The following is a 19,021-nucleotide window of genomic DNA, read 5'->3' as shown; positions in this document are numbered from 1 at the left end:
GCGGCGCGGTGGGCGTTGCCGGGCGGGGAGGGGCCGGGACGGCCGGCGGGGTGGGAGACGCGGCGCGCCGGCCGTGGCGGGAGGGCCCGGCGCCGGGCACGGCTGGAGGGGGCGGGCGGTCGTGCGGCCGGGCCCGCGCCCTGCCCGGCGCCCACACCGGGGCTGGCGCCCCGGCCTCACCCACCTCGGCGAGGCCGGGCCCGGGGTGGAGATCCCCGGTGTGTGACGGATGTCCCTGATGTGCGCGCCGGGTTCGGGATCCGTCGCAGACGCCTGTCGTCCCAGGTCAGTTGAAGCCGCGGAAGACGCCGTCGTCATCCGCGGCGTCGACGAACTCCTCCCAGTCCATGTTGCCGATGGAGATGTTGCTCTCGATCGACCACAGTTCCTCGGCTATGACGCGCAGCTCGCTGTGACCCTGCCCCGCTTCGTCGTCATCCTCATCGTGCTCTTCGTCATCGTCATCCTCATCGTCATCCTCATCGTCGTCCTCGTCATGAGGCAGGACGGCGAGCAGCGGCATCTCCGGCGTGGTGAGGGCGGTCTTGTCGGCCACGATCAGCAAGAGGCTCTCGGCCGGGGCCAGCGAGACGAGCTGTTCGGGGGTCAGTTCGCCGTAGGCGGGATCGTCAACTATGTGAACGTACGCAAGGAAGTCGTCCTCGTTCGGCGTGCTGATCGCCGTGCGGAGGGCTTGCCAAGCCGTCTGGTCGGAGAAGTCGGTGCGGATCAGCAGGGTGTCGTCCATCTGCGGCAGGCTCTTCAATGGATATCTCTCTCGGTGAGCGTGTTCAGCACGCAACGGGCCGTCGTTCGGCCCGGAGGCGTGATCTCGGCGGTAACGCTATGCGCCGGGGCTGACAAAGGACTCACCGCTCGCCGCCGTCCAGGAAGCCACGACGGTCCACGCCACCCTCCCGTTTCCCGGGGCCCGACGGCGAGCACGTGCGGAGACCGGGGAGGTGAGCGGTCCGGTCAGTGGTCGAAGGCGTCGTTCTTCAGCGCGGATATGAAGACCGCCCACTGTTCGGCCGAGTGGTACTGCGCGCCTCGGCGGGGGACCTTGCTGTCCCGGACGGCCCGGCCCCCCTCCCGGGTGCACGCGACCTCGACACAGTCGTTGGAGGCGCCTCCGGAGTGCGACGACTTCCTGAACGGGCCGGTGACGTACGAGGAATTCATGGTTGCTGTCCTTCTGTCGGGATGCTGTCGATGACCTTCCGGATGAACTCGCGGCTCCGGTCCGGCGTCAGGGCCGCCGACCGCAGTGTGTCGAAGGCGTGCGCGTAATTGACCAGTTCCTCGGAGTCTTCCAGGAGCCTGTTCGAGAGGGTCCCGAAGGCGACCGCCTCTGGTGCGGGGCAGGGCCGAAGCTGTACATGACGACGTGGAACGTTCATCGGGGCGGCGAGACGCCGGCCAGGGCGAGGGTGCGCACCGGCCGCCCCGGGGTGCGGCGTCCGGAACGCGGCGCGCGTCAGACCACGAGCAACCGTCCGGCGCGTTCGGACAGTTCGCGCGCCGTGGTGTCGTTCGGATACCGCGCGAGCCGCACCCGCAGGTCCTCGGCCGCTTCCCGGACCCGCAGGGACTTCACCCCCTCCGCGGAGTCCACGAACTCCGTCCAGGCGCTCAGCGCGCCGTCCAGATCGTCCTGCCGCAGCCGGATCCGGCCGAGGTGCCCGAGGACGTCGGCCCGGGTCCGCCTGCGGTCGAGCCCGTACTGGTCAAGGGCCTGGGAGAGATGGGCGCCGGCCGCCGTCAGGTCGCCCATCCTTGCCAGCGTCATGCCGGAGGCGAACGCCCATCGGCCGATGGTGAAATGGGACGCCCAGGACTCGCCGGGCGGTGCGCTCGCGGTGCGCTCGATGTGAGTCTGTGAGGCGGACAGGGCGCCGGTGGCGGTGCGGTGGTCGCCGTCCGCCGCGGTGGCGTCGGCGAGCGTCGCCTGGTAGTAGGCGACCGCGCGCGGATCCGCCAGCCGGCCCGCGTAGCTCATGGCCATCTCCGCGAGCGCCACCGCTTCCGCTCGGTGGCGGGGGCCCCGGCCGATGGCGTGGACGGTGAGGCCGCGCAGGGCGGTCGCGGCGAGTTCCGGTTCCCCCGCCTCGTCGGCCAGGCGCCAGGCGTGTGCGTAATAGTGGCGGGCGAGGGCCCCGTGCCGCGGGTCGTCACCGTCGTCCTGGGTCATCCACCCGATGAGGTGGACGAGTTCGCTGGTGGCGGCGTACAGGGCCCGCCCGGTGGCCTCGGTGTAACGGCCGTTCAGCCAGGGGCCCGCGTTGTCGGTCAGATAGCGCACGGCGAGCGGTCTGATGTGACCACCGCCGTACTCGGCCGCGCTGTCCCCGAGCGTCCTGACCATGGTCCTGATGGCCGCGATCTCTCCCACGCCGACCCGTACGGCGTGCGCGGGGGCCCGGCGGACGCGGCGGGTGACGGCCTCGGCGTCCGGCACGCCGAGGAAGGACAGGGCGCCTCCGGCCGAGACGGACAGGAAGCTACGACGGTTCACGTCACCCTCCCGGGTGCCAGGGCTGGACGGTGAGCGCCTGCGGAGACCGGGGAGGTGAGCGGTCCGGTCAGTGGTTGAAGGTGTCGTTCTTCAGCGCGGATATGAAGACCGCCCACTGTTCGGCCGAGTGGTACTGCGCGCCTCGGCGGGGGACCTTGCTGTCCCGGACGGCCCGGCCCCCGTCCCGGGTGCACGCGACCTCGACGCACTCTTGTTGCCCGCCCTGCGAGGCGGTGGACTTCCTGAACTCCGTCACGATGTCCCGTCGGCTCATCTCAGTCCTCCTCGGCTGCTGCGATGTCTTCCCGGAGGCGCCGGATGAAAGAGGCGCTCTCCCCGGGGGTGAGAGCGGCGGACCTCAGTACTTCGAAGATCTGGGCGTGTTGAGCCATCTCCCCGGCGTCCTCGAGGATGACGGTACTCGTGGTGCTGTCGAAGGCGACCGCCTCCGGTGCAGGGGCCGGTCCGAAGCTGTACATGACGAAGTGGGATGTCATGTGGGCGGCGCGCCACTCGGCCAACGACAGTACCTGGAGGCTCACGTTCTGCCGCTGCGCGACGGCCAAGAGATGTGACAACTGTTCGCGGTGCTGCTCGGCTGACGGCATGGGGGCTGTCAGGGCCGATTCGTAGATGACCGCCGCGAACCTGGCTCCGTCCTCCTCGATGGCCCGTTTGCGGACCTCGCGGATGGCCACCAGATCCTCGACCGCTTCCGGCGGATGCACCGTCAGGCTCGCCTCCAGAAGGGCGCGTAGGTAGGCGGGTGTCTGGAGAAGTCCCGGGATGAAGAGGGGCTGCCAGGTGCGGATGTACGTTGCGTCGTTCTCCAGGGTGATGACATCCGCGTACTCGGGTTTCGTGGCGCCGGGATAGTCGAGCCACCAGCCCCGTTTGTTGGAATCGCGCGCCAGTTGCTCCAGCCGCCGGCAGGTCTCGCGGTCTTCGACCCCGTAGAGCTCGAGCAAGAGACGTACATCTCCAGGGCGGGCGGAAACCTGGCCGCTCTCCACACGGCTGATCTTGGTGACGGAGCCCGCGATGCAGTCCGCGGCGTGCTGCTGGTCGAGCCCGGCTGCTTCCCGGTACCTCCGCAGAGCTGCCCCGAGGCGTCGGCTGCGCACCGTCGGACGTCCACCTACGGGCATGTTCCCCTCCACGCTCCGTGATTGATCGATCGCGAGGACGAACCTACATGCTCGTGGGCGCGGCGGGGGGCATGGAGCGAATTTGCGAAATAACTTCACTTGCGTCCGCTCTGGATGCCGCTCTACCTTGAGGGCGGTTGCTCAAAGTGTCCAGCCGGGTGCATTGAGTGGTCTTCTCGTCCTCCACGGTCTTGGGAGTCGCATGTCCGGGCGCACGCACAGCAGCACGCACAGCAAGAGGTTCCGTATCCGGCGGAGTTCGGTCGGGGAAGCGCGGAGGCATGTGGAGACGGTGCTGACCGGGTGGCGGCTCGGGCCCGTGGTCGAGGTCGCCTCACTGGTCGCCAGTGAGTTGGCGACGAACGTGGTCAACCACGCCAAGGGCACGGGGGAGTTCTTCGACCTGTCGCTGCGGCGCGAGCCCGCCGTGCTGGTGCTGGAGGTGGCCGACTCCTACCGGTGGAAGATGCCGGAACTCCGCAAGCCGGAGGCGGACGACACCTCCGGGCGCGGTCTGCTGATCGTCGACGCGCTGGCCGAAGCGTGGGGGGTGCGGCCACGGGACGCCGGCAAGATCGTCTGGGTGCGCCTGGCCCTCCGGGAGGCCACGCACGGGAAGGCCACGCACCGGGGTGCCGGGGAGCGGGAGCCTGCGTGGAGGCCGGGTGAAGGGCCCGCATAGGCTCGCCCGTATGGACGTACTCATCAATGTCTTCGTCGGTCTGCACATCATCGGTATCGCCTCGCTGCTGGGCGGGTTCCTCACCCAGATGAAGGCGATGGGCGCCGGGACCGCCCGCTTCACGCCCGCGATGCTGCACGGCGCGCTGACCATGCTCGTCACCGGTGTGCTGCTGGTCGGCTTCAACGAGATGAACGACGGGGCGCTGAACCACGTCAAGATCGGCGTGAAGCTGGTGGTGCTGGTCGCCATCCTGGGGCTGGTCTACGTCAAGCGGGACGAGGAGCGGGTGGCCAAGGGTGCGTTCGCCGCCGTCGGGCTGCTGACCGTCCTCAACATCTTCATCGCGGTGCTCTGGACCTGACCTCACGGGGTGGTCCGGCCGGCCGATTCCCAGACCGTCACGCCGTGCGCGTGACAGCGTGGGCCGCATGAGTATCGATACCGGCCGGGCGGCCTCGTTCCTGGCAGCTCACGGACGTGTCCTGGACCGACGTCGCTTCGCACTGCTCACCGGAGAGGCGGATCCCGGGCACCGGGAGGCGGTGCTCGCCGCGGTGGAGGGCTACCGCAACCGTGACGGCGGGTACGGGTGGGGCATCGAACCCGACCTGCGCGCGCCCGGGAGTCAGCCGGCCGGGGCCCTGCACGCGCTGGAGGCGATCGGTGACGCCGGCCCCGGGGCGGCCCCCGCGACGGCCAGGCTCTTCGACTGGCTCGACGCGGTGACCCTGCCCGACGGCGGCCTGCCCTTCGCGCTGCCGGTCGCCAACCCGGTGGCCTGCGCGCCGTTCTGGGCCGAGGCCGATCCCGAGGCGTCGTCGTTGCAGATCACCGCCGGGGTGGCCGCTCAGGCTCATCGCGTCGCCCGGTCCGATGACCGGGCGAGGGAGCACCCCTGGCTGGCGCGGGTGACCCGGTACTGCTTCGACGCGATCGGCGCGATGGACGAGGCTCCGTTCGCCTACGTCCTGTCGTTCGCTCTCCGGTTCCTCGACGCGACCGCTGACACCCACCCCGAGGCCCGCGAACTCCTGCGGGACCTCCGCCGGTACGTGCCCGCCGACGGCGCCGTTCCCGTCGTGGGAGGCGCCGCGGGCGAGACCCTGCATCTCCTCGACTTCGCCCCGGAACCCGGCCGCCCGGTCCGTGCCCTGGTGGGCGACGACGCCGTCGCCCGCGACCTGGATCGCCTGGAGGCCGGGCAGCAGGCCGACGGCGGATGGGCCGTGGACTTCACCAGCTACTCCGAAGCCGCGAGGCTCGAATGGCGCGGCTGCGTCACCGTCTCCGCCGTGGCGACGCTCCGGGCCAACGGCCGGTGAAGGGCGGGAAGCGGTTGCCCCGGCCCGGCTGGGCACCGCTGCTGTGGGGACCCACCGCCGCGCGATGCCATCCCGGCTCACGGCGACCTCACACCAGCCCTCCGTTGGCCCGCAGGATCTGGCCGTTGACCCAGCGTCCGTCGGGACCGGTGAGGAAGGCGATCACGCCGGCGATGTCCTCCGGGGTGCCCAGCCGTTCCAGCGGCGGCGTCTTCGCGAGCTGGTCGATCTGCTCGGGCGTCTTGCCGTCGAGGAACAGGTCCGTGGCCGTGGGCCCGGGGGCGACGGCGTTGACGGTGATGTCCCGGCCGCGCAGCTCGCGGGCGAGGATCATCGTGAGCGCCTCGACGGCGCCCTTGCTCGCCGTGTAGGCGCCGTAGCCGGGGAGCCGGGTGCCGATCACGGAGGTCGAGAACCCCACGAAGGAGCCCCCCGCCCGCAGCCGCCGGGCGGCCTCCCGGGCGACGACGAACGTGCCGCGGATGTTGGTGCGGTGCAGGGCGTCGAGCACGCCGAGGTCGAGTTCGGCGACGGGAGACAGGGCGAGCCGGCCGGCGGAGTTCACGACGACGTCCACGCCGCCGAACTCCTGTTCCGCCCGGTCGAAGAGGGCGGCGATCGCGTGCTCGTCCGCCACGTCCGCCCGCACGCCGATCGCCCGTCCGCCGGCGGCCGTGATCGCCGCGACCGTCTCGCCGGCGGCGGTCGCGTCGCTCGCGTAGTTCACGACGACGGCCATGCCGTCCCGGGCGAGCCTCTCGGAGACGGCCCGGCCGATGCCGCGTGATCCTCCGGTGACGACGGCGGTCCGGGGGGCCGCGGGTTCCTGGGCTTCAGCTTGCCGGTTGGTGGTCATGCCTCCACCTTGCGCAACTCCGGCCACCGCGGCCAGGGGATGTCATCCCCTGGGTCGGCGCCCCGCCCGGGCCCACAATGGGGAACATGAGTTCTGCCAGATACGCCGAACTGGGGGCGTTCCTGCGGTCGCGGCGGGAACGCGTCCGCCCGGCCGACGTCGGGCTCCCCGCCGGGCCCCGGCGCCGGGTCCCCGGGCTGCGCCGCGACGAGGTCGCCCAGCTCGCCGGGGCCTCGGTGGACTACTACACCGAACTGGAGCGCGGCGCCGGGTCCCAGCCGTCCGCGCAGATGATCGCCGCGCTGGCCCGGGCCCTGCGGCTGACCGCGGACGAGCGCGACTACCTGTACCACCTGGCGGACCGCCCGGTGCCCGTACCGGGCGGTCCGGCCTCGCATGTGCACCCCGGCATGCTCGACCTGCTGGACCGTCTGACGTCGACACCCGCGCAGGTCATCACCGATCTCCACGTCACGCTGGTCCAGAACCGGCTCGCGGTGGCGCTGCTCGGGGACCAGTCCGGTTTCCGCGGGGCGCGGGCCAGCTTCGTCCACCGGTGGTTCACCGAGCCCGGCGCCCGGCGGCTGTACCCGGAGGCCGATCACGCCACCCAGTCCCGGGCCTTCGTCGCGGACCTGCGGGCCGCCGCCGCGCGGCGGCGGGCGAAGGACACGGAGGCCACCTCGATGATCCGCGCACTGCTCGGCGCCTCCGCCGAGTTCGCCGCCCTGTGGGCCGAGCACGACGTGGCGTTCCGGCGGGACGACCGCAAGCGCCTCGACCACCCCGAACTCGGCCTGATCGAGGTCAACTGCCTCAACCTGTTCAGCGAGGACGGCCTCCAGCGCCTGCTGTGGTTCACCCCCGCCGTCGGCACCGACAGCGCCGGCAAACTCGACCTGCTCACGGTCATCGGCGCCCAGGAGGTCACCGGCCCGCGGCCCTGACCTCCCTGCCGCCCCGGGCCGTTCCCGCGCATGCGTCCGGCGACGGACGGCGACGGACAGCGACGGCGCGCACGCGTGGGCGTTCCGGCGCGGAGGACGGTGACGCGCGGGCGCTCTCTCCGCCGCGAGCCGGTCACCGCGAACGGGGCAGCGGCCGGGTCAGCGGGTGGGCAGGTCCCGGACCGTGCCCATGGCGGTGTCGAGCAGGTCCGCGAGGCGGGTGCCGTCCGTGCTGAGCCAGCGCGCCTGCGCGGTGTGGAGGCAGGCCAGGGCCGCTGACGCGAGGACTTCGGCCTGGAAGCGAACGTCACCGTCGTGGTCCGGCATGCGGGCTTCCAGGGCGCCCGCGATCGCTCCGTGCCAGGCGGTGTCCTTGTCGTGCCGGAGGGCCGGCCTTTCGAGCATGAGGCTGCCGAGGGCTCTGGCGCCCGGTTCGTTCTCGGCGTGTTCGAGAAGTGGGTCGAACGCCCGCCTGAGCGCGTCCCAGGGCGCCTCGCTCCCCGGGCGCCGGGCCAGCGACTCGACGACGGTGGCGCCGATCACGGCCAGCCCTTCGGCGAGGGCGGCGTCCTTGCTGGGGAAGTAGCGGAAGTAGCTGCGCCGGGAGATCCCCGCGGCTCTCGCGATCTCCTCCACGGTCGTGTTCTCGAAACCCTGACGGCAGAAGACGTCCATCGCCGCGCTGACGATCTCCGACCGCACGGCGCGCCGGGTCCGCTCCCGCAGATTCAGCTCAGCCTGCTCGCTCACCACCACATGCTACCTTGAGGCCAAAGATGACACTGGGGTGTCAAGTCAGGCTCACTGGTGTCGGCATGTCATGGGAAGGCGGGGTCGTGCGCGGGAACGAACGGACCATCGTGATCACAGGCGCTTCGGACGGGATCGGTGCGCAGGCGGCGCGTCGGATCGCCGGGCGGGAGCGAAACCAACGGCTCATCCTGGTGGGGCGCTCGCCGCACAAGACGGCGGCGGTGGCGCGCGAGGCCGGGGCGGAGTACTTCGTCGCGGACTACACGCGTCTGGACGACGTCCGGGAACTGGCGGCCGGTATCCGGGGTTCCGCCGACCGTATCGACGTGCTCGCCAACAACGCCGGCGGCATCTTCGGGGAGCGCACGGTCACCGCGGACGGCAACGAGAAGACCCTCCAGGTGAACCTCCTCGCGCCCTTTCTGCTGACGCACCTCCTCCTCGACCTGCTCCGGGCAGGTGAGGGCGGCGTGATCAACACCTCCAGCGCGTCCGCCAGGATCGTCGGAAGGATCGACATCGACGACCTGAACCACACCAGGAGCTACGCCCCGATGCGGGCCTACGGCGACGCGAAACTCGCCGCCATCCTCCACGCCCGGGGGCTCCACGCCCGCCACGGCGCCCAGGGCATCAACGCCGCCGCGTTCGATCCGGGCAATGTGCGAACCAATTTCGGCGCCGAGAACGACGACGTCCTCACCCGTCTTCTGTACCGGACACCGCTCTCCCGGGTCGCGCTGATCTCAGCCGAGAAGGGCGGAGGGAACCTCGCCCACTTCCTGACCGGACGCCCCGGCACCGACTGGGGAGGCGGACGTTTCTACGCGCGGACCGAGCCGGCCAAGCCGCGCCAGACCAACAAGCAGGTCCACGACGACGTCCTCGTCGAGGCGCTGTGGAACCGCAGCGCCGAACTCACGGGCATCGCACCCCGCTGACCTGAACACGCCCGGGCCCACCGAGGCGGGTGACTCCGGCGTCCGCCCGGGCGGGACGGCCGGGCGGGGGGTCTCCGCTGCCCGGAAGGATGCGCTCCCTCCTGGGCGACTACCACCGCGATCTGATCACTCTTGCGCCGGACGCGGCCGTCGCACGAGAGTGGGGAGACCGCTACCGCGCCGAATGGAGGCGAGCTTGAGCGCCCCCGATGTGGAAGTCCGCCGTTTCACCCACACGGACCTCCCGCAGATCCGCCAGGCCCTGATCGACGTCCATGCCGACGCCTACGCCGATGCGATGGATGACGAATTCAACCAGCGTTTTCCCTGGTTCGTGGACCACTGGGGCGGTCACCCGGAGTTCGACTGCGTGATCGCCTTCGACGGGGAGGGGCCGGTGGCCTTCGCCTACGGAGCCCCGGCGAACCCGCACCGCGAGTGGTGGCGAGAGTACGTGAAACCCGCCCCGGAGAAGAGCCGGACGTTCTCCTTCTCCGAGCTGGCCGTCCGTAGGAAATGGCGCAAGACCGGCACGGCGGAGCTGGTGACCCGGGCGCTCCTGGAGGAACGGGGCGAGGCCCTCGTGGTTCTCCTCGTCGACACGGAACACCCCCGCGTCCAGGCCATGTACGAGGGCTGGGGCTTCCGGAAAGTCGGAGAGCGCCGGCCTTTCCCGGATTCTCCCGTGTACGCCGTCATGCTTGCGGAGCTGCCCCTGGGCAGAGATCGCCGCTTTTCCTACGCCGTGACCGGAGAGGTGTTCATGTCGCAGACCGAGGGTGCACGACTGTTCCGGGAGGCCTGGATCGCCGGGGTCCGCCGGCACTTCCCGGGCGAGCCGAAGGCCGGGTACGTCACGCCGTGGGACGGCACCCCGCAGTGGGAGCGCGAGGCGGCCGGTTCCGTCTACGCCCAGATCCGGCACTTCGTCGAGGTCAGCGACGGTGCCACGGCGCGGCTGTCGCGCGAGCAGAAGGGCCGCTACGTCGCGACCTGCTGGACCGCCCAGATGTTCAAGCACTTCGGGGACCCGAAGCCCGCCTATGTGGCCGACTGGCCGGACCTCCCGGAGTGGCAGCGGGAGACCGACGCGGACATCTTCGAGGCCGTGGAGAGGTCCCTGGGCTGACCGCGGCCGGACGTCTCATCGCCCTGTCCCGCCGGGTGAGGCGTGAACAGGGCGACGAGGACGACGAGGACGACGGTGCGGGGAGCCCGCCGGGCCCCCGGCGGGTTTCCGGCCGGCCGGTCACCGGGGCGGGCGACCGGCCGGCCCGGACCCGGGCGGGCCGGTCAGGCCGGGCGGGTGGCCGCGTAGAAGGGCATGGTGTCGATGGACTCGACCCGGACGTTGGTGCCGGGCTTCGGGGCGTGGATCATCTGGCCGTCGCCTATGTAGAGGCCGACGTGGCTGATGTCGCCGTAGAAGAAGATCAGGTCCCCCGGGCGCATCGCGGACTTCGCCACGCGGGTACCGGTGTTCACCTGGTCGTAGGTGGTCCGCGGCAGGGAGACGCCCGCGGCCTTCCAGGCGGCGCCGGTGAGCCCCGAGCAGTCGTAGGAGTTGGGGCCGGTCGCGCCCCAGACGTACGGCTTGCCGATCTGCGAGCGGGCGAACTCGATCGCCTGCTGCGCCTTGGTGCCGCTGACGGGGACACCGGCTGAGGTGTCCGTGGAGCCCGTCCCATGGGAGGCGCCGGCGCCCGCGCCTGTGCCCGCTCCGTCGGTGGCGCCCGACCGGGCCGCCTGTTCGCGCCGGGCGGCCTCCTCGGCGAGACGCTGCCGCGCCGCCTCCTGCCGGGCCAGTTCCTCCGCCTTGCGCTGTGCCTCGGCCTCCTTCCGCCGCTCGATCTCCGCCAGCCGGGCCCGCTCCTCCGCGGTGAGCCGCCCGAGCAGTTCCCGCGCCTTGGCCAGCTTGGCCTGGACGGTCCGCTTGCTCTCCCGCAGCTTCGCCTGGGAGTCGTCCAGCGCGGCGAGTGCCTCCGTCGCCTCGTCCTTCTGCTCGGTGGTCTCCCGCTGCTGGTCGCGGAAGTCCTGGACGGCGGCCTGCTGCTGGTCCGTCATCCGGTCCAGCACGCGGTTGTTGTCGAAGAAGCTCTCCGGGTCGGAGGCGAGCAGCATGGTGGCGGTGGGGCTCATCCCGCCGCTCCGGTACTGGGCGGTGGCGAAGGTGCCGAGGGTCCGCCGTGCCTCGTTCAGCTTCTCGGTCCGCTCGGCCACGGCGTCCAGCAGGCCGCCGACGCGCGACCGCTGCTCCTCCGTACGCTCCTTGGCCTGGTTGTACCGCTGGGTGGCACCGCCCGCCTGGCGGTAGAGCTCGTCGACCTTCTTCTGGACCTCTTCGACGGACTGCCTCGATTCACCGTCGCCCGGCGCGGCCTGCGCGCTCGGCAGCAGGGTGACGGAGGCGAGGGCCGCCGTTCCCAGGCCGACCGCGGTGCGGCGCGACGCCGGGTTGCCGAGGGTCCGGGATTTGCGGTGCGACGCCAACGTAGGCGCTCCTTCCGTGGACCGCCTACCGGGTTAGCTGTCGGGTTCGGGCGGATTCGGAAGGCTGCCCTACGGTCCTCACGCGGCGCCGTGCGCGCCGCGCTGGTCCGATTCACCCCGGTTCTGCGCGTGGGTCCCCGGCTCCGGGCACCCTGGGGAAAGGGCCGGACTCGGCGGTGGCTGCCCGTGCCGGCGCGGTCGCCGGCGGGGAATGCGGGCCGCCTGGTGCTGCACCGTAGCCAATGTGTGCGGCTGGTGTGAAGGCCGGTGGCCGATATGCCCGAAACCATTCTGTGACCTTGCATGTGCACACCGGAATGTTGACCTCCGGGTTGCCGGACGGCGACGGTGGGTGAGGATCGGGCGTCCGGTATGCGGTCCGGGCGGTCCGGGGACGCTCGGGGCCGTCCGGGACCAACCTCAGGGCGGTTCCGGGCCGTTCGAGACCGGCCCGGGCCCGCTCGGGAACGGCTCCGGGTGCCGCGCCGGTGTTCGCGTTCCCGATACGCCGTTCCGCGGGCGCGGGTCCCGCGCGGCGCACCGGGGACCGGCCCGCGAGCGGTGCCGCGACGGAGATCCGGCGGGCCGGGCGGAACGGCCCCCGCTGGCGGCGGCCGGACTCCCCCGGCGAACCAGGGGCCCTGGCGGATCAGGGGCCCCCGGCGGGCCAGGACCCCCGGCCGACCAGGGGCGGCGGCCCCGGTCCCGGGGAAGCGGTGCCGCCCGTCGGTGGGGCACCCTAGACTCGGGGGGCGATGAGCAGCCTCTTTGACGACGACTTCCTGGCGGACCTGGCCCCCTCCGGCGAGGAGCCGCCGCCGCCCGAGCACGACCACCCCGCCGAGGAGGTTCCCGACGACCTCTTCGGTGGCGCGTTCGACGGCCCGCCGGGCCCCCACGGGGGCTCCGCCCGGGACGCCTACTACCGCGACGGCGCCCCGCGCCCGGTCGTGGACCCCGCCGCGCTGCTGGAAGGGCTCAACGACCGCCAGCGCGCCGCCGTGCTGCACACCGGCTCGCCGCTGCTCATCGTCGCCGGCGCCGGCTCCGGCAAGACCCGCGTCCTCACCCACCGCATCGCGCATCTGCTGGCCGCGCGCGGGGTGCACCCCGGCTCCGTGCTCGCCATCACCTTCACCAACAAGGCCGCCGGCGAGATGAAGGAGCGGGTGGAGGAGCTGGTCGGCCCGCGCGCGCACGCCATGTGGGTCTCCACCTTCCACAGCGCCTGCGTCCGCATCCTCCGCCGCGAGTCGAAGAAGCTCGGCTTCTCCTCCAGCTTCTCCATCTACGACGCCGCCGACTCCAAGCGGCTGATGGCGCTGGTCTGCCGCGATCTGGACCTGGACCCCAAGCGCTTCCCGCCCAAGGCGCTCACCTCCCGCGTCTCGGCGCTGAAGAACGAGCTGGTCGACCCGGAGGACTTCGCCGCCGAGGCCGCCTCCGACACCTCGCCGAGCAGCTTCGAGCGCACCCTCGCCGAGGCGTACACGATGTACCAGCAGCGGCTGCGCGAGGCGAACGCGCTGGACTTCGACGACATCATCATGACCACCGTCCATCTCCTCCAGGCGTTCCCCGATGTCGCCGAGCACTACCGGCGCCGCTTCCGCCACGTCCTGGTGGACGAGTACCAGGACACCAACCACGCCCAGTACACGCTGATCCGCGAACTCGTGGGGACCGCCGGGGCGGGCGGGGAGCACCCGGCGGCCGAGCCCGCCGAACTCTGCGTCGTCGGCGACGCCGACCAGTCGATCTACGCCTTCCGCGGCGCGACGATCCGCAACATCCTCCAGTTCGAGGAGGACTACCCGGACGCCACCACCATCCTGCTGGAGCAGAACTACCGGTCCACGCAGACCATCCTCAGCGCCGCCAACGCCGTCATCGAGCGGAACGAGAACCGCCGCCCGAAGAACCTGTGGACCGAGGCCGGCGCGGGCACCGCCATCACCGGCTACGTCGCCGACACCGAGCACGACGAGGCGCAGTTCACCGCCGACGAGATCGACCGGCTGACCGACGCCGGCCAGGCCCGCGCGGGGGACGTGGCGGTGTTCTACCGCACCAACGCCCAGTCCCGTGTCTTCGAAGAGGTCTTCATCCGCGTCGGGCTGCCGTACAAGGTCGTCGGCGGGGTCCGCTTCTACGAGCGGAAGGAGGTCCGGGACGTCCTCGCCTATCTGCGGGTGCTGGCCAACCCCGAGGACACCGTCCCGCTGCGGCGCATCCTCAACGTCCCCAAGCGCGGCATCGGCGAGCGCGCCGAGGCCATGATCGACGCCCTGGCCTCCCGCGAGAAGACCAGCTTCGCGCAGGCGCTGCGCCGGGTCGACGAGGCGTACGGGATGGCCGCCCGCTCCGCGAACGCCGTCAAGCGGTTCAACACGCTGATGGAGGAGTTGCGGACGATCGCGGAGTCCGGGGCCGGCCCCGCCACCGTCCTGGAGGCCGTCCTGGAGCGCACCGGCTACCTCGCCGAACTGCAGGCGTCCACCGACCCGCAGGACGAGACGCGGATCGAGAACCTCCAGGAACTCGCCGCCGTCGCGCTGGAGTTCGAGCAGGAGCGGGGTGAGGAGAACCCGGGGACGCTGGCGGACTTCCTGGAGAACGTCGCCCTCGTCGCAGACTCCGACCAGATCCCCGACGACGACGCCGAGGGCGAGGGCACCGGGGTCGTCACCCTGATGACCCTGCACACCGCCAAGGGCCTGGAGTTCCCGGTCGTCTTCCTCACCGGCCTGGAGGACGGCGTCTTCCCGCACCTGCGCGCCCTCGGCCAGACGAAGGAGCTGGAGGAGGAGCGGCGGCTGGCGTACGTCGGCATCACCCGCGCGCGGGAGCGGCTCTACCTCACCCGGTCCGCGATGCGCAGCGCCTGGGGCCAGCCCTCGTACAACCCGCCCTCCCGCTTCCTGGAGGAGATCCCGGACAGCTTCGTGGAGTGGCGGCGCACCGGCCCGTCCACGCCGTCCGCCGCCGTGTCGGCCGCGGCCTCGGCGGCGTCGCTGTCCTCGGCCCGGTCCCGGGGGGCGAGCGGCTTCGCCACCCGCCGGGCCACGGAGCGGCCGGTGATCGCGCTGACGGCCGGGGACCGCGTCACCCACGACCAGTTCGGGCTCGGCACCGTGGTCGCGGTCGCGGGCAGCGGGCACGACGCCAAGGCCACCATCGACTTCGGCGACCCCAAGCCGAAGGTGCTGCTGCTGCGGTACGCGCCGGTCGAGAAGTTGTGACGGGGCCGGATCCCGGGGTCGACGGATGGTGCCTCCACCACGGGATCCGGATCCCGGGCGGCGAGGGGGTTCAGGCGCCGCTGACGCCCCCTTCGGCGCCGCGGGCACGCCGTTCGGTGACGTAGCGGTACACGGCGCCGAGCGCGAGCGCCTGGACGACGGCGCCGGCCGGGAGCGCGGTGTGGCGGGCCGCGGCGCGGCGCGCCCGGGTTACTGCGGGTCCAGGCCCTTGCTCTGGAACCAGCCGAGCGGGTCGATCGCCGAACCGCCGCCCGGCCGTACCTCGAAGTGCAGGTGCGGGCCGGTGGAGTTGCCGGAGTTGCCGGAGTAGGCGATGGTGTCGCCCGCCTTCACCGTGCCGGAGCGGATCTTGGTGCTGCTGAGGTGGCAGTACCAGGTCTCCGTGCCGTCGGGAGCGGTCACGATCGCCATGTTGCCGTAGGCGATGTTGTACTGCGTGCGGACCGTGCCGTCGGTGGCCGCCATCACCGGGGTGCCGTAGGCGACGGGGAAGTCGATGCCGCTGTGCACCGACATCCAGTTGATGCCGGCCTGGCCGTAGTAGGCGCTCAGCCCGTGCTGGGCGACGGGGAGGGCGAACTTGGGCCGCAGCGCCTCCTTGCGCGCCGCCTCCTCCTCCTTCTTCCGCTTCTCCTCCGCCTGCCGCTCCTGGAGGTCGATCCGCTCCTGGGTACGGCTGGCGCGGTCGGCGAAGTCACCCGCGTCGGCGGTGAGGGTGGCGAGCTGCGCGTCCAGCTTGTTGTTGGCCAGGGCCGGCTTCACGGCGCCCTCGGCGGGCGCGGCCTGAGCGGCCGGGGCGTCGTCCGAGGAGCCGCCGACGGAGGCCGCGGCGATGCCGGCCACGCCCATCACGGCCATGGAGGGAACGGCGACGGTCAGCAGTGCGGAGCGCTTGGCCGGAGCCTTGCGCCGGCCGCGGCCCGCGGCGGCGCGGCCGGGGGATCCGGCCCGGCGCGATCCGTGGCCGCGCGGGGCGGCGCCGGCCCCGGTCGCGATGTAGGGGGTGGTGCGTACGGCCTCGGCGATGACGGTGTCGAGGACCGAGATGTCGGCGCCGTCCGTGCCCTCGGCCCCATGACCGCCGTCGCCGGTGGTGGCCGCCGGACCGTCGGAGCCGGGCCGGTCGCCCGCCGCGAGGCCGGCGTCGTGGCCGTATGCCCGGCCGTGGAGGTGATCTTCGTACGCGTGGCCGTCTTCGTGCTCGTACGTGTGGCCGGGGTCGGCGGGGTCGTATGCGCCGTACGGGTCGGCGGGGGTACCACTGTCGGGGGAGTGCTCCTGGCCGGGCTCCGGGTGGTCCGCGTAGCCGTGGCCGTGGAGGGCTGCGTCGGCCGTCTCGGGCAGGGGCTCGAAGACGGCCGTGCGTTCGGGGTCCGCCTCGGGCGCGGGGTGGTACGAGCCGTCGGCCGGCGCGGCACCGCCGGCGCCCCACGAGGGTTCCTGCTGCCAGTCGCCGGTGTCCCACCGGCCCGTTCCGGCGGAGCCGTCGTGGCCGGCCGCCCCGTAGGGCTGGAAGGAACCGGTCTCGAGGGCTTCGGTGTCGAGGGCCCCGGTGTCGAGGGCTCCGGTGTCGTAGGGGCTCTGTTCGAAGGAGCCGGTGCCGTAACCGTCCGCCGCGTGGGCGCCGTGCCCGGAGTGGGCGCCGTACTCGCCGGTGCCGTATCCGTCGGGGCCGTGGCCGTCCGGGCCATGACCGTCCGAGCCGTGGCTCTCGGTGGGGTAGCCGCCCGTGCCGTCGGCGTAACCGGCTTCGGGGCCGTAGCCCTGCCCGGCTCCGTAGGGGCCGGGGGTTTCGTACGGGCCCGCGCCGGTCGTGCCGTACTCGCCGGTGTCCCAGCCGCCGGTCTGCCAGGAGTCGCCCCCGGCAGGGGTGGAGTGGCCTCCGTGGTCCGCGGGGTTTCCGGACTGCCACGCGGCGCCGGTGTCCCAGCCGCCGGTGCCGCCGGCGTCGTGACCGGGGTACGCACCGGTGGCGTAGGTGTGGTGGTCGTAGGACTGCTCGGGGGCGTGGGGACCGGGCATCGCGTAACCGGGGGCCTGGTGCGCGCCGGTGTCCCAGGAGCCGTCACCGTGGTGGCCGCCTCCCGGAACCGCGCCGAAGAGCGGGTCGTCCTGGAAGGAGGGCTCGTAACCGGCCGCGTGTCCATCGGGCCCGACCCCGGCGTAACCGTCCGCAGCGGTGTGGCCGAAGGAGGAATCCTGCTGGTCGTACGGGGTATGAGACCCGTACGAGGCGTCGGGAGCGTGCGCCGTCCGGAGTGGGGTACCGAACGGGTGACGGTCGTTCACCACCAACTTCTCTTTCGCCTCGGCAGCAGGAGAATTAGCGGCGACTGTACCCGCCGGTGTGTGCGACCCACAATCTTCCCCGGGTTTCCGGGGGCGCCACAGCGGGCATTTGGATGCCTTTCGGTGAACTGTCGACCGGCCCTTTGGCTCATGTTCGAATCGCGTTCGAAATAAAAGGGGTTGCGGACAGGTGACGTATGTCATCCCACGGTGACTCACACCCCGTCAGGCCGCCGAACCGGCCTGTCCCGCACCGGAGTCGGAGCACGGCGGCTCCAGCACCCGGCGGATCTCCGCGGCCACGGCGCCGTGCACGGGCAGCGCGAGATGACCGATTCCGCTGACCCGGATATTCACCACCGTCAGATCCGGGTGCTCGATACGGGCCGTCGCGGGGGGAACGGCCACCTGGTCCAGATCGCTCCAGAAACAGATGAACCGCGTCGAGCAGCCGCGCGCCGGGCCCGCCAGTTCGGCGATGACGTCCGAATCCGGGCGCATCTGCCGGATGAGGGGGTGCGCGCTCAGCCACGGGGCGACGGTGGTCCCGGAGTGCGGGGCGCCGAGGGTGACGAGGGTGCGGACCCGGTGGTGGCCGTCGAGCCGCTGGGCGTAGTAGCGGGCGATCAGACCGCCCAGACTGTGGCCCACCACATCGATCCGGGCATGGCCGGTGCGTTCGCAGATCTCTTCGACCCGCGCGCCGAGCTCTGCCGCGGCGGCACGGATGTCGCAGGTGAGAGGCGAATAGTTGAGCGCTTCCACCCGGTGCCCGTGGCGTCGGAGGGAGCGGCGCAGCAGGACGAAGACCGAACGGTTGTCGACGAAGCCGTGCAGCAGCAGCACCGGAGGCCGGTCCGCGGCGCGTCCCGCACCGGTGGCGGCACGGCCGGGGAGCGCGGAGAGCCTTCCGGCGGGGGTCTCGGGGGTGCCGGGGGCCCCGCCGGTCGCCGAGGTGCCGGCGGCGGTGGGGGCGTGCCGGGCCGCCGGGCCGCCGGAGGGGGCGAGGGACCTGGGGGAGGGGCCGGGAGAGCCGCTCCGGATGACGGCCTCCCGGGTGGTCCGGCCGGTGATTCCGCCCGTGGCCCTGCCCCTCTTCGCGGTGGCGGGCCCGGTGCCGGCCGAGGAGGTGGGTCCGGTTCCGGGGGCCGGTCCGCTCCCGGCTCCGGCCCGGGCGGGGGTGGTCCCGTCGGGTTCGGCGGCCGCGGTCCCGTCGGGGGCCCGGCGGCGCTCCTGAATCAGTCCGGTGGGGTAGAGCACGGCGTGGCCGGCGAAGACCAGCAGTTCCAGTGCGGAGGCGCGGAGCAGCGCCCCGGAGGGGAGCTGGGGGGACGGCAGTGGGGGGAGGGGCAGGGACGTGAGGATCCTCAGCGCCTGCCGGCCCTGTGCGGCTCTCAGCGGGTTCCAGCGAGTGATCGTCTTCATCGGCCGGCCTCCGGTCGCCCACGGCGGGTGGCCGTGGGCTCGGCCCCGCGGCGGGTGGGCCCCGCGGGGCGGTCGTGGGGGGGGGGGGCGGGGGGGGGGGGCGGCGGGGTGGGGGGGGGGGGGGGTGCGGAGTTGCGCTGCGATGTCGTGCGGGGTGCGGGGCGCGGGATTCGGGATCGCGGCGCTGGGGGCCGGTGGTGGTACCGGCGGTCGGTGCCGGTCGGTGCCGGTCGGTGTCCGTCGGTGTCAGTGGGGGAGGACCGGTGCGGGGGTCGGGTGGGGATCGCGGTGGGGAGGGGAGGCCGGCTCGCGGCACCGGCCGGTGGACCGGTGGGTGCCGGGCGCCCGGGGCCGGGGCCGTCCATCGTGCGTCGGCCCCGGCGGACG

At 72.5% G+C, this 19,021-nt stretch carries 17 protein-coding genes, 2 pseudogenes and 1 riboswitch; of the genes and pseudogenes, 8 read left to right on the top strand and 11 right to left on the bottom strand.

Going from position 1 to position 19,021, the window contains the following annotated elements:
• Window positions 1-286: 286 nt before the first annotated feature.
• From HCK00_RS09205 to HCK00_RS09185, 6 genes and pseudogenes are all read right to left on the bottom strand, one after another.
• Window positions 287-748: a DUF6924 domain-containing protein gene (locus HCK00_RS09205; RefSeq protein WP_168101070.1), complete on the bottom strand. Its 462-nt coding sequence runs from the start codon at window positions 746-748 to the stop codon at window positions 287-289.
• 227 nt (window positions 749-975) lie between these two features.
• A complete protein-coding gene (locus HCK00_RS09200; protein WP_168101298.1) occupies window positions 976-1,182 on the bottom strand; it encodes a DUF397 domain-containing protein in 207 nt (68 codons plus the stop codon).
• Window positions 1,179-1,400, bottom strand: a complete 222-nt coding sequence (locus HCK00_RS28700; RefSeq protein ID WP_375781935.1) for a Scr1 family TA system antitoxin-like transcriptional regulator — start codon at window positions 1,398-1,400, stop codon at window positions 1,179-1,181. The genes HCK00_RS09200 and HCK00_RS28700 overlap by 4 nt, the downstream gene beginning before the upstream one ends.
• 77 nt (window positions 1,401-1,477) lie before the next feature.
• Window positions 1,478-2,557 (bottom strand): annotated as a pseudogene (locus HCK00_RS09195) (NsdA family TPR-like regulatory protein); the annotation flags it as partial.
• A 25-nt stretch (window positions 2,558-2,582) separates the two neighbouring features.
• Window positions 2,583-2,789, bottom strand: coding sequence for a DUF397 domain-containing protein (locus HCK00_RS09190; RefSeq protein ID WP_168101296.1), 207 nt, complete (start codon window positions 2,787-2,789; stop codon window positions 2,583-2,585).
• Window position 2,790: 1 nt separating this feature from the next.
• Entirely contained in the window at window positions 2,791-3,663 is an 873-nt protein-coding gene (locus HCK00_RS09185) for a helix-turn-helix domain-containing protein (protein ID WP_168101295.1), read from the bottom strand.
• A 202-nt stretch (window positions 3,664-3,865) separates the two neighbouring features.
• Between HCK00_RS09185 and HCK00_RS09180 the strand changes: the two genes are divergently transcribed.
• The 3 genes from HCK00_RS09180 to HCK00_RS09170 all read left to right on the top strand — a co-directional run bounded on the left by HCK00_RS09180 (window position 3,866) and on the right by HCK00_RS09170 (window position 5,670).
• Entirely contained in the window at window positions 3,866-4,345 is a 480-nt protein-coding gene (locus tag HCK00_RS09180) for an ATP-binding protein (RefSeq protein ID WP_168101294.1), read from the top strand.
• 10 nt (window positions 4,346-4,355) lie between these two features.
• Window positions 4,356-4,709: a hypothetical protein gene (locus tag HCK00_RS09175; RefSeq protein WP_168101293.1), complete on the top strand. Its 354-nt coding sequence runs from the start codon at window positions 4,356-4,358 to the stop codon at window positions 4,707-4,709.
• A 67-nt stretch (window positions 4,710-4,776) separates the two neighbouring features.
• Complete coding sequence (locus HCK00_RS09170) at window positions 4,777-5,670, top strand: prenyltransferase/squalene oxidase repeat-containing protein (protein WP_168101292.1); 894 nt, start codon at window positions 4,777-4,779, stop codon at window positions 5,668-5,670.
• An 88-nt stretch (window positions 5,671-5,758) separates the two neighbouring features.
• Here HCK00_RS09170 and HCK00_RS09165 read toward each other — a convergent pair whose 3' ends face one another.
• Window positions 5,759-6,526, bottom strand: a complete 768-nt coding sequence (locus HCK00_RS09165; protein WP_168101291.1) for an SDR family oxidoreductase — start codon at window positions 6,524-6,526, stop codon at window positions 5,759-5,761.
• An 86-nt stretch (window positions 6,527-6,612) separates the two neighbouring features.
• Between HCK00_RS09165 and HCK00_RS09160 the strand changes: the two genes are divergently transcribed.
• The gene (locus tag HCK00_RS09160) at window positions 6,613-7,473 is read left to right on the top strand and encodes a helix-turn-helix transcriptional regulator (RefSeq protein WP_206320081.1); all 861 of its coding nucleotides are present in this window, start codon (window positions 6,613-6,615) and stop codon (window positions 7,471-7,473) included.
• A gap of 159 nt (window positions 7,474-7,632) precedes the next feature.
• Here the strand turns inward: HCK00_RS09160 and HCK00_RS09155 are convergent, their stop codons facing one another.
• Window positions 7,633-8,223 (bottom strand): TetR/AcrR family transcriptional regulator, encoded by a 591-nt coding sequence (locus HCK00_RS09155; protein ID WP_168101289.1) that lies wholly within the window; start codon window positions 8,221-8,223, stop codon window positions 7,633-7,635.
• 86 nt (window positions 8,224-8,309) lie between these two features.
• On the opposite strand from HCK00_RS09155, the gene HCK00_RS09150 reads away from it, so the two are divergent.
• The 3 genes and pseudogenes from HCK00_RS09150 to HCK00_RS09140 all read left to right on the top strand — a co-directional run bounded on the left by HCK00_RS09150 (window position 8,310) and on the right by HCK00_RS09140 (window position 10,296).
• Window positions 8,310-9,167 (top strand): SDR family NAD(P)-dependent oxidoreductase, encoded by an 858-nt coding sequence (locus HCK00_RS09150; RefSeq protein ID WP_206320080.1) that lies wholly within the window; start codon window positions 8,310-8,312, stop codon window positions 9,165-9,167.
• 184 nt (window positions 9,168-9,351) lie between these two features.
• Window positions 9,352-9,885: pseudogene (locus HCK00_RS09145) on the top strand (GNAT family N-acetyltransferase); the annotation flags it as partial.
• 45 nt (window positions 9,886-9,930) lie between these two features.
• Window positions 9,931-10,296: a hypothetical protein gene (locus HCK00_RS09140; protein WP_168101369.1), complete on the top strand. Its 366-nt coding sequence runs from the start codon at window positions 9,931-9,933 to the stop codon at window positions 10,294-10,296.
• 164 nt (window positions 10,297-10,460) lie between these two features.
• On the opposite strand, the gene HCK00_RS09135 is transcribed toward HCK00_RS09140, so the two are convergent.
• Complete coding sequence (locus tag HCK00_RS09135; protein WP_168101287.1) at window positions 10,461-11,657, bottom strand: C40 family peptidase; 1,197 nt, start codon at window positions 11,655-11,657, stop codon at window positions 10,461-10,463.
• 7 nt (window positions 11,658-11,664) lie between these two features.
• Window positions 11,665-11,843, bottom strand: a riboswitch (cyclic di-AMP (ydaO/yuaA leader).
• A gap of 569 nt (window positions 11,844-12,412) precedes the next feature.
• On the opposite strand from HCK00_RS09135, the gene pcrA reads away from it, so the two are divergent.
• The gene (gene pcrA / locus HCK00_RS09130) at window positions 12,413-14,899 is read left to right on the top strand and encodes a DNA helicase PcrA (RefSeq protein ID WP_168101286.1); all 2,487 of its coding nucleotides are present in this window, start codon (window positions 12,413-12,415) and stop codon (window positions 14,897-14,899) included.
• A 210-nt stretch (window positions 14,900-15,109) separates the two neighbouring features.
• On the opposite strand, the gene HCK00_RS09125 is transcribed toward pcrA, so the two are convergent.
• Entirely contained in the window at window positions 15,110-16,942 is a 1,833-nt protein-coding gene (locus HCK00_RS09125) for a M23 family metallopeptidase (RefSeq protein WP_240965424.1), read from the bottom strand.
• A 492-nt stretch (window positions 16,943-17,434) separates the two neighbouring features.
• On the bottom strand, window positions 17,435-18,634 hold the full coding sequence (locus HCK00_RS26895) for an esterase/lipase family protein (protein WP_206320079.1): 1,200 nt from the start codon (window positions 18,632-18,634) through the stop codon (window positions 17,435-17,437).
• Window positions 18,635-19,021: the final 387 nt, after the last annotated feature.

This window comes from Streptomyces zingiberis (assembly GCF_012034935.1).
In the GTDB taxonomy this organism is placed as follows: domain Bacteria; phylum Actinomycetota; class Actinomycetes; order Streptomycetales; family Streptomycetaceae; genus Streptomyces; species Streptomyces zingiberis.
The sequence above is the reverse complement of the archived record's forward strand: the minus strand, read 5'-3'. Positions and strand labels throughout refer to the sequence as shown.

Excerpts from the sequence above, each read along its gene's own strand:
- HCK00_RS09175 (WP_168101293.1), top strand. The coding sequence starts at position 4,356 with ATGGACGTACTCATCAATGTCTTCGTCGGTCTGCACATCATCGGTATC.
- HCK00_RS09165 (WP_168101291.1), bottom strand. The coding sequence starts at position 6,526 with ATGACCACCAACCGGCAAGCTGAAGCCCAGGAACCCGCGGCCCCCCGG.
- HCK00_RS09190 (WP_168101296.1), bottom strand. The coding sequence starts at position 2,789 with ATGAGCCGACGGGACATCGTGACGGAGTTCAGGAAGTCCACCGCCTCG.
- HCK00_RS09125 (WP_240965424.1), bottom strand. The coding sequence starts at position 16,942 with ATGCCCGGTCCCCACGCCCCCGAGCAGTCCTACGACCACCACACCTAC.
- HCK00_RS09185 (WP_168101295.1), bottom strand. The coding sequence starts at position 3,663 with ATGCCCGTAGGTGGACGTCCGACGGTGCGCAGCCGACGCCTCGGGGCA.
- HCK00_RS26895 (WP_206320079.1), bottom strand. The coding sequence starts at position 18,634 with ATGAAGACGATCACTCGCTGGAACCCGCTGAGAGCCGCACAGGGCCGG.
- HCK00_RS09205 (WP_168101070.1), bottom strand. The coding sequence starts at position 748 with ATGGACGACACCCTGCTGATCCGCACCGACTTCTCCGACCAGACGGCT.
- pcrA (WP_168101286.1), top strand. The coding sequence starts at position 12,413 with ATGAGCAGCCTCTTTGACGACGACTTCCTGGCGGACCTGGCCCCCTCC.
- HCK00_RS09180 (WP_168101294.1), top strand. The coding sequence starts at position 3,866 with ATGTCCGGGCGCACGCACAGCAGCACGCACAGCAAGAGGTTCCGTATC.
- HCK00_RS28700 (WP_375781935.1), bottom strand. The coding sequence starts at position 1,400 with ATGAACGTTCCACGTCGTCATGTACAGCTTCGGCCCTGCCCCGCACCA.
- HCK00_RS09170 (WP_168101292.1), top strand. The coding sequence starts at position 4,777 with ATGAGTATCGATACCGGCCGGGCGGCCTCGTTCCTGGCAGCTCACGGA.
- HCK00_RS09160 (WP_206320081.1), top strand. The coding sequence starts at position 6,613 with ATGAGTTCTGCCAGATACGCCGAACTGGGGGCGTTCCTGCGGTCGCGG.
- HCK00_RS09140 (WP_168101369.1), top strand. The coding sequence starts at position 9,931 with ATGTCGCAGACCGAGGGTGCACGACTGTTCCGGGAGGCCTGGATCGCC.
- HCK00_RS09200 (WP_168101298.1), bottom strand. The coding sequence starts at position 1,182 with ATGAATTCCTCGTACGTCACCGGCCCGTTCAGGAAGTCGTCGCACTCC.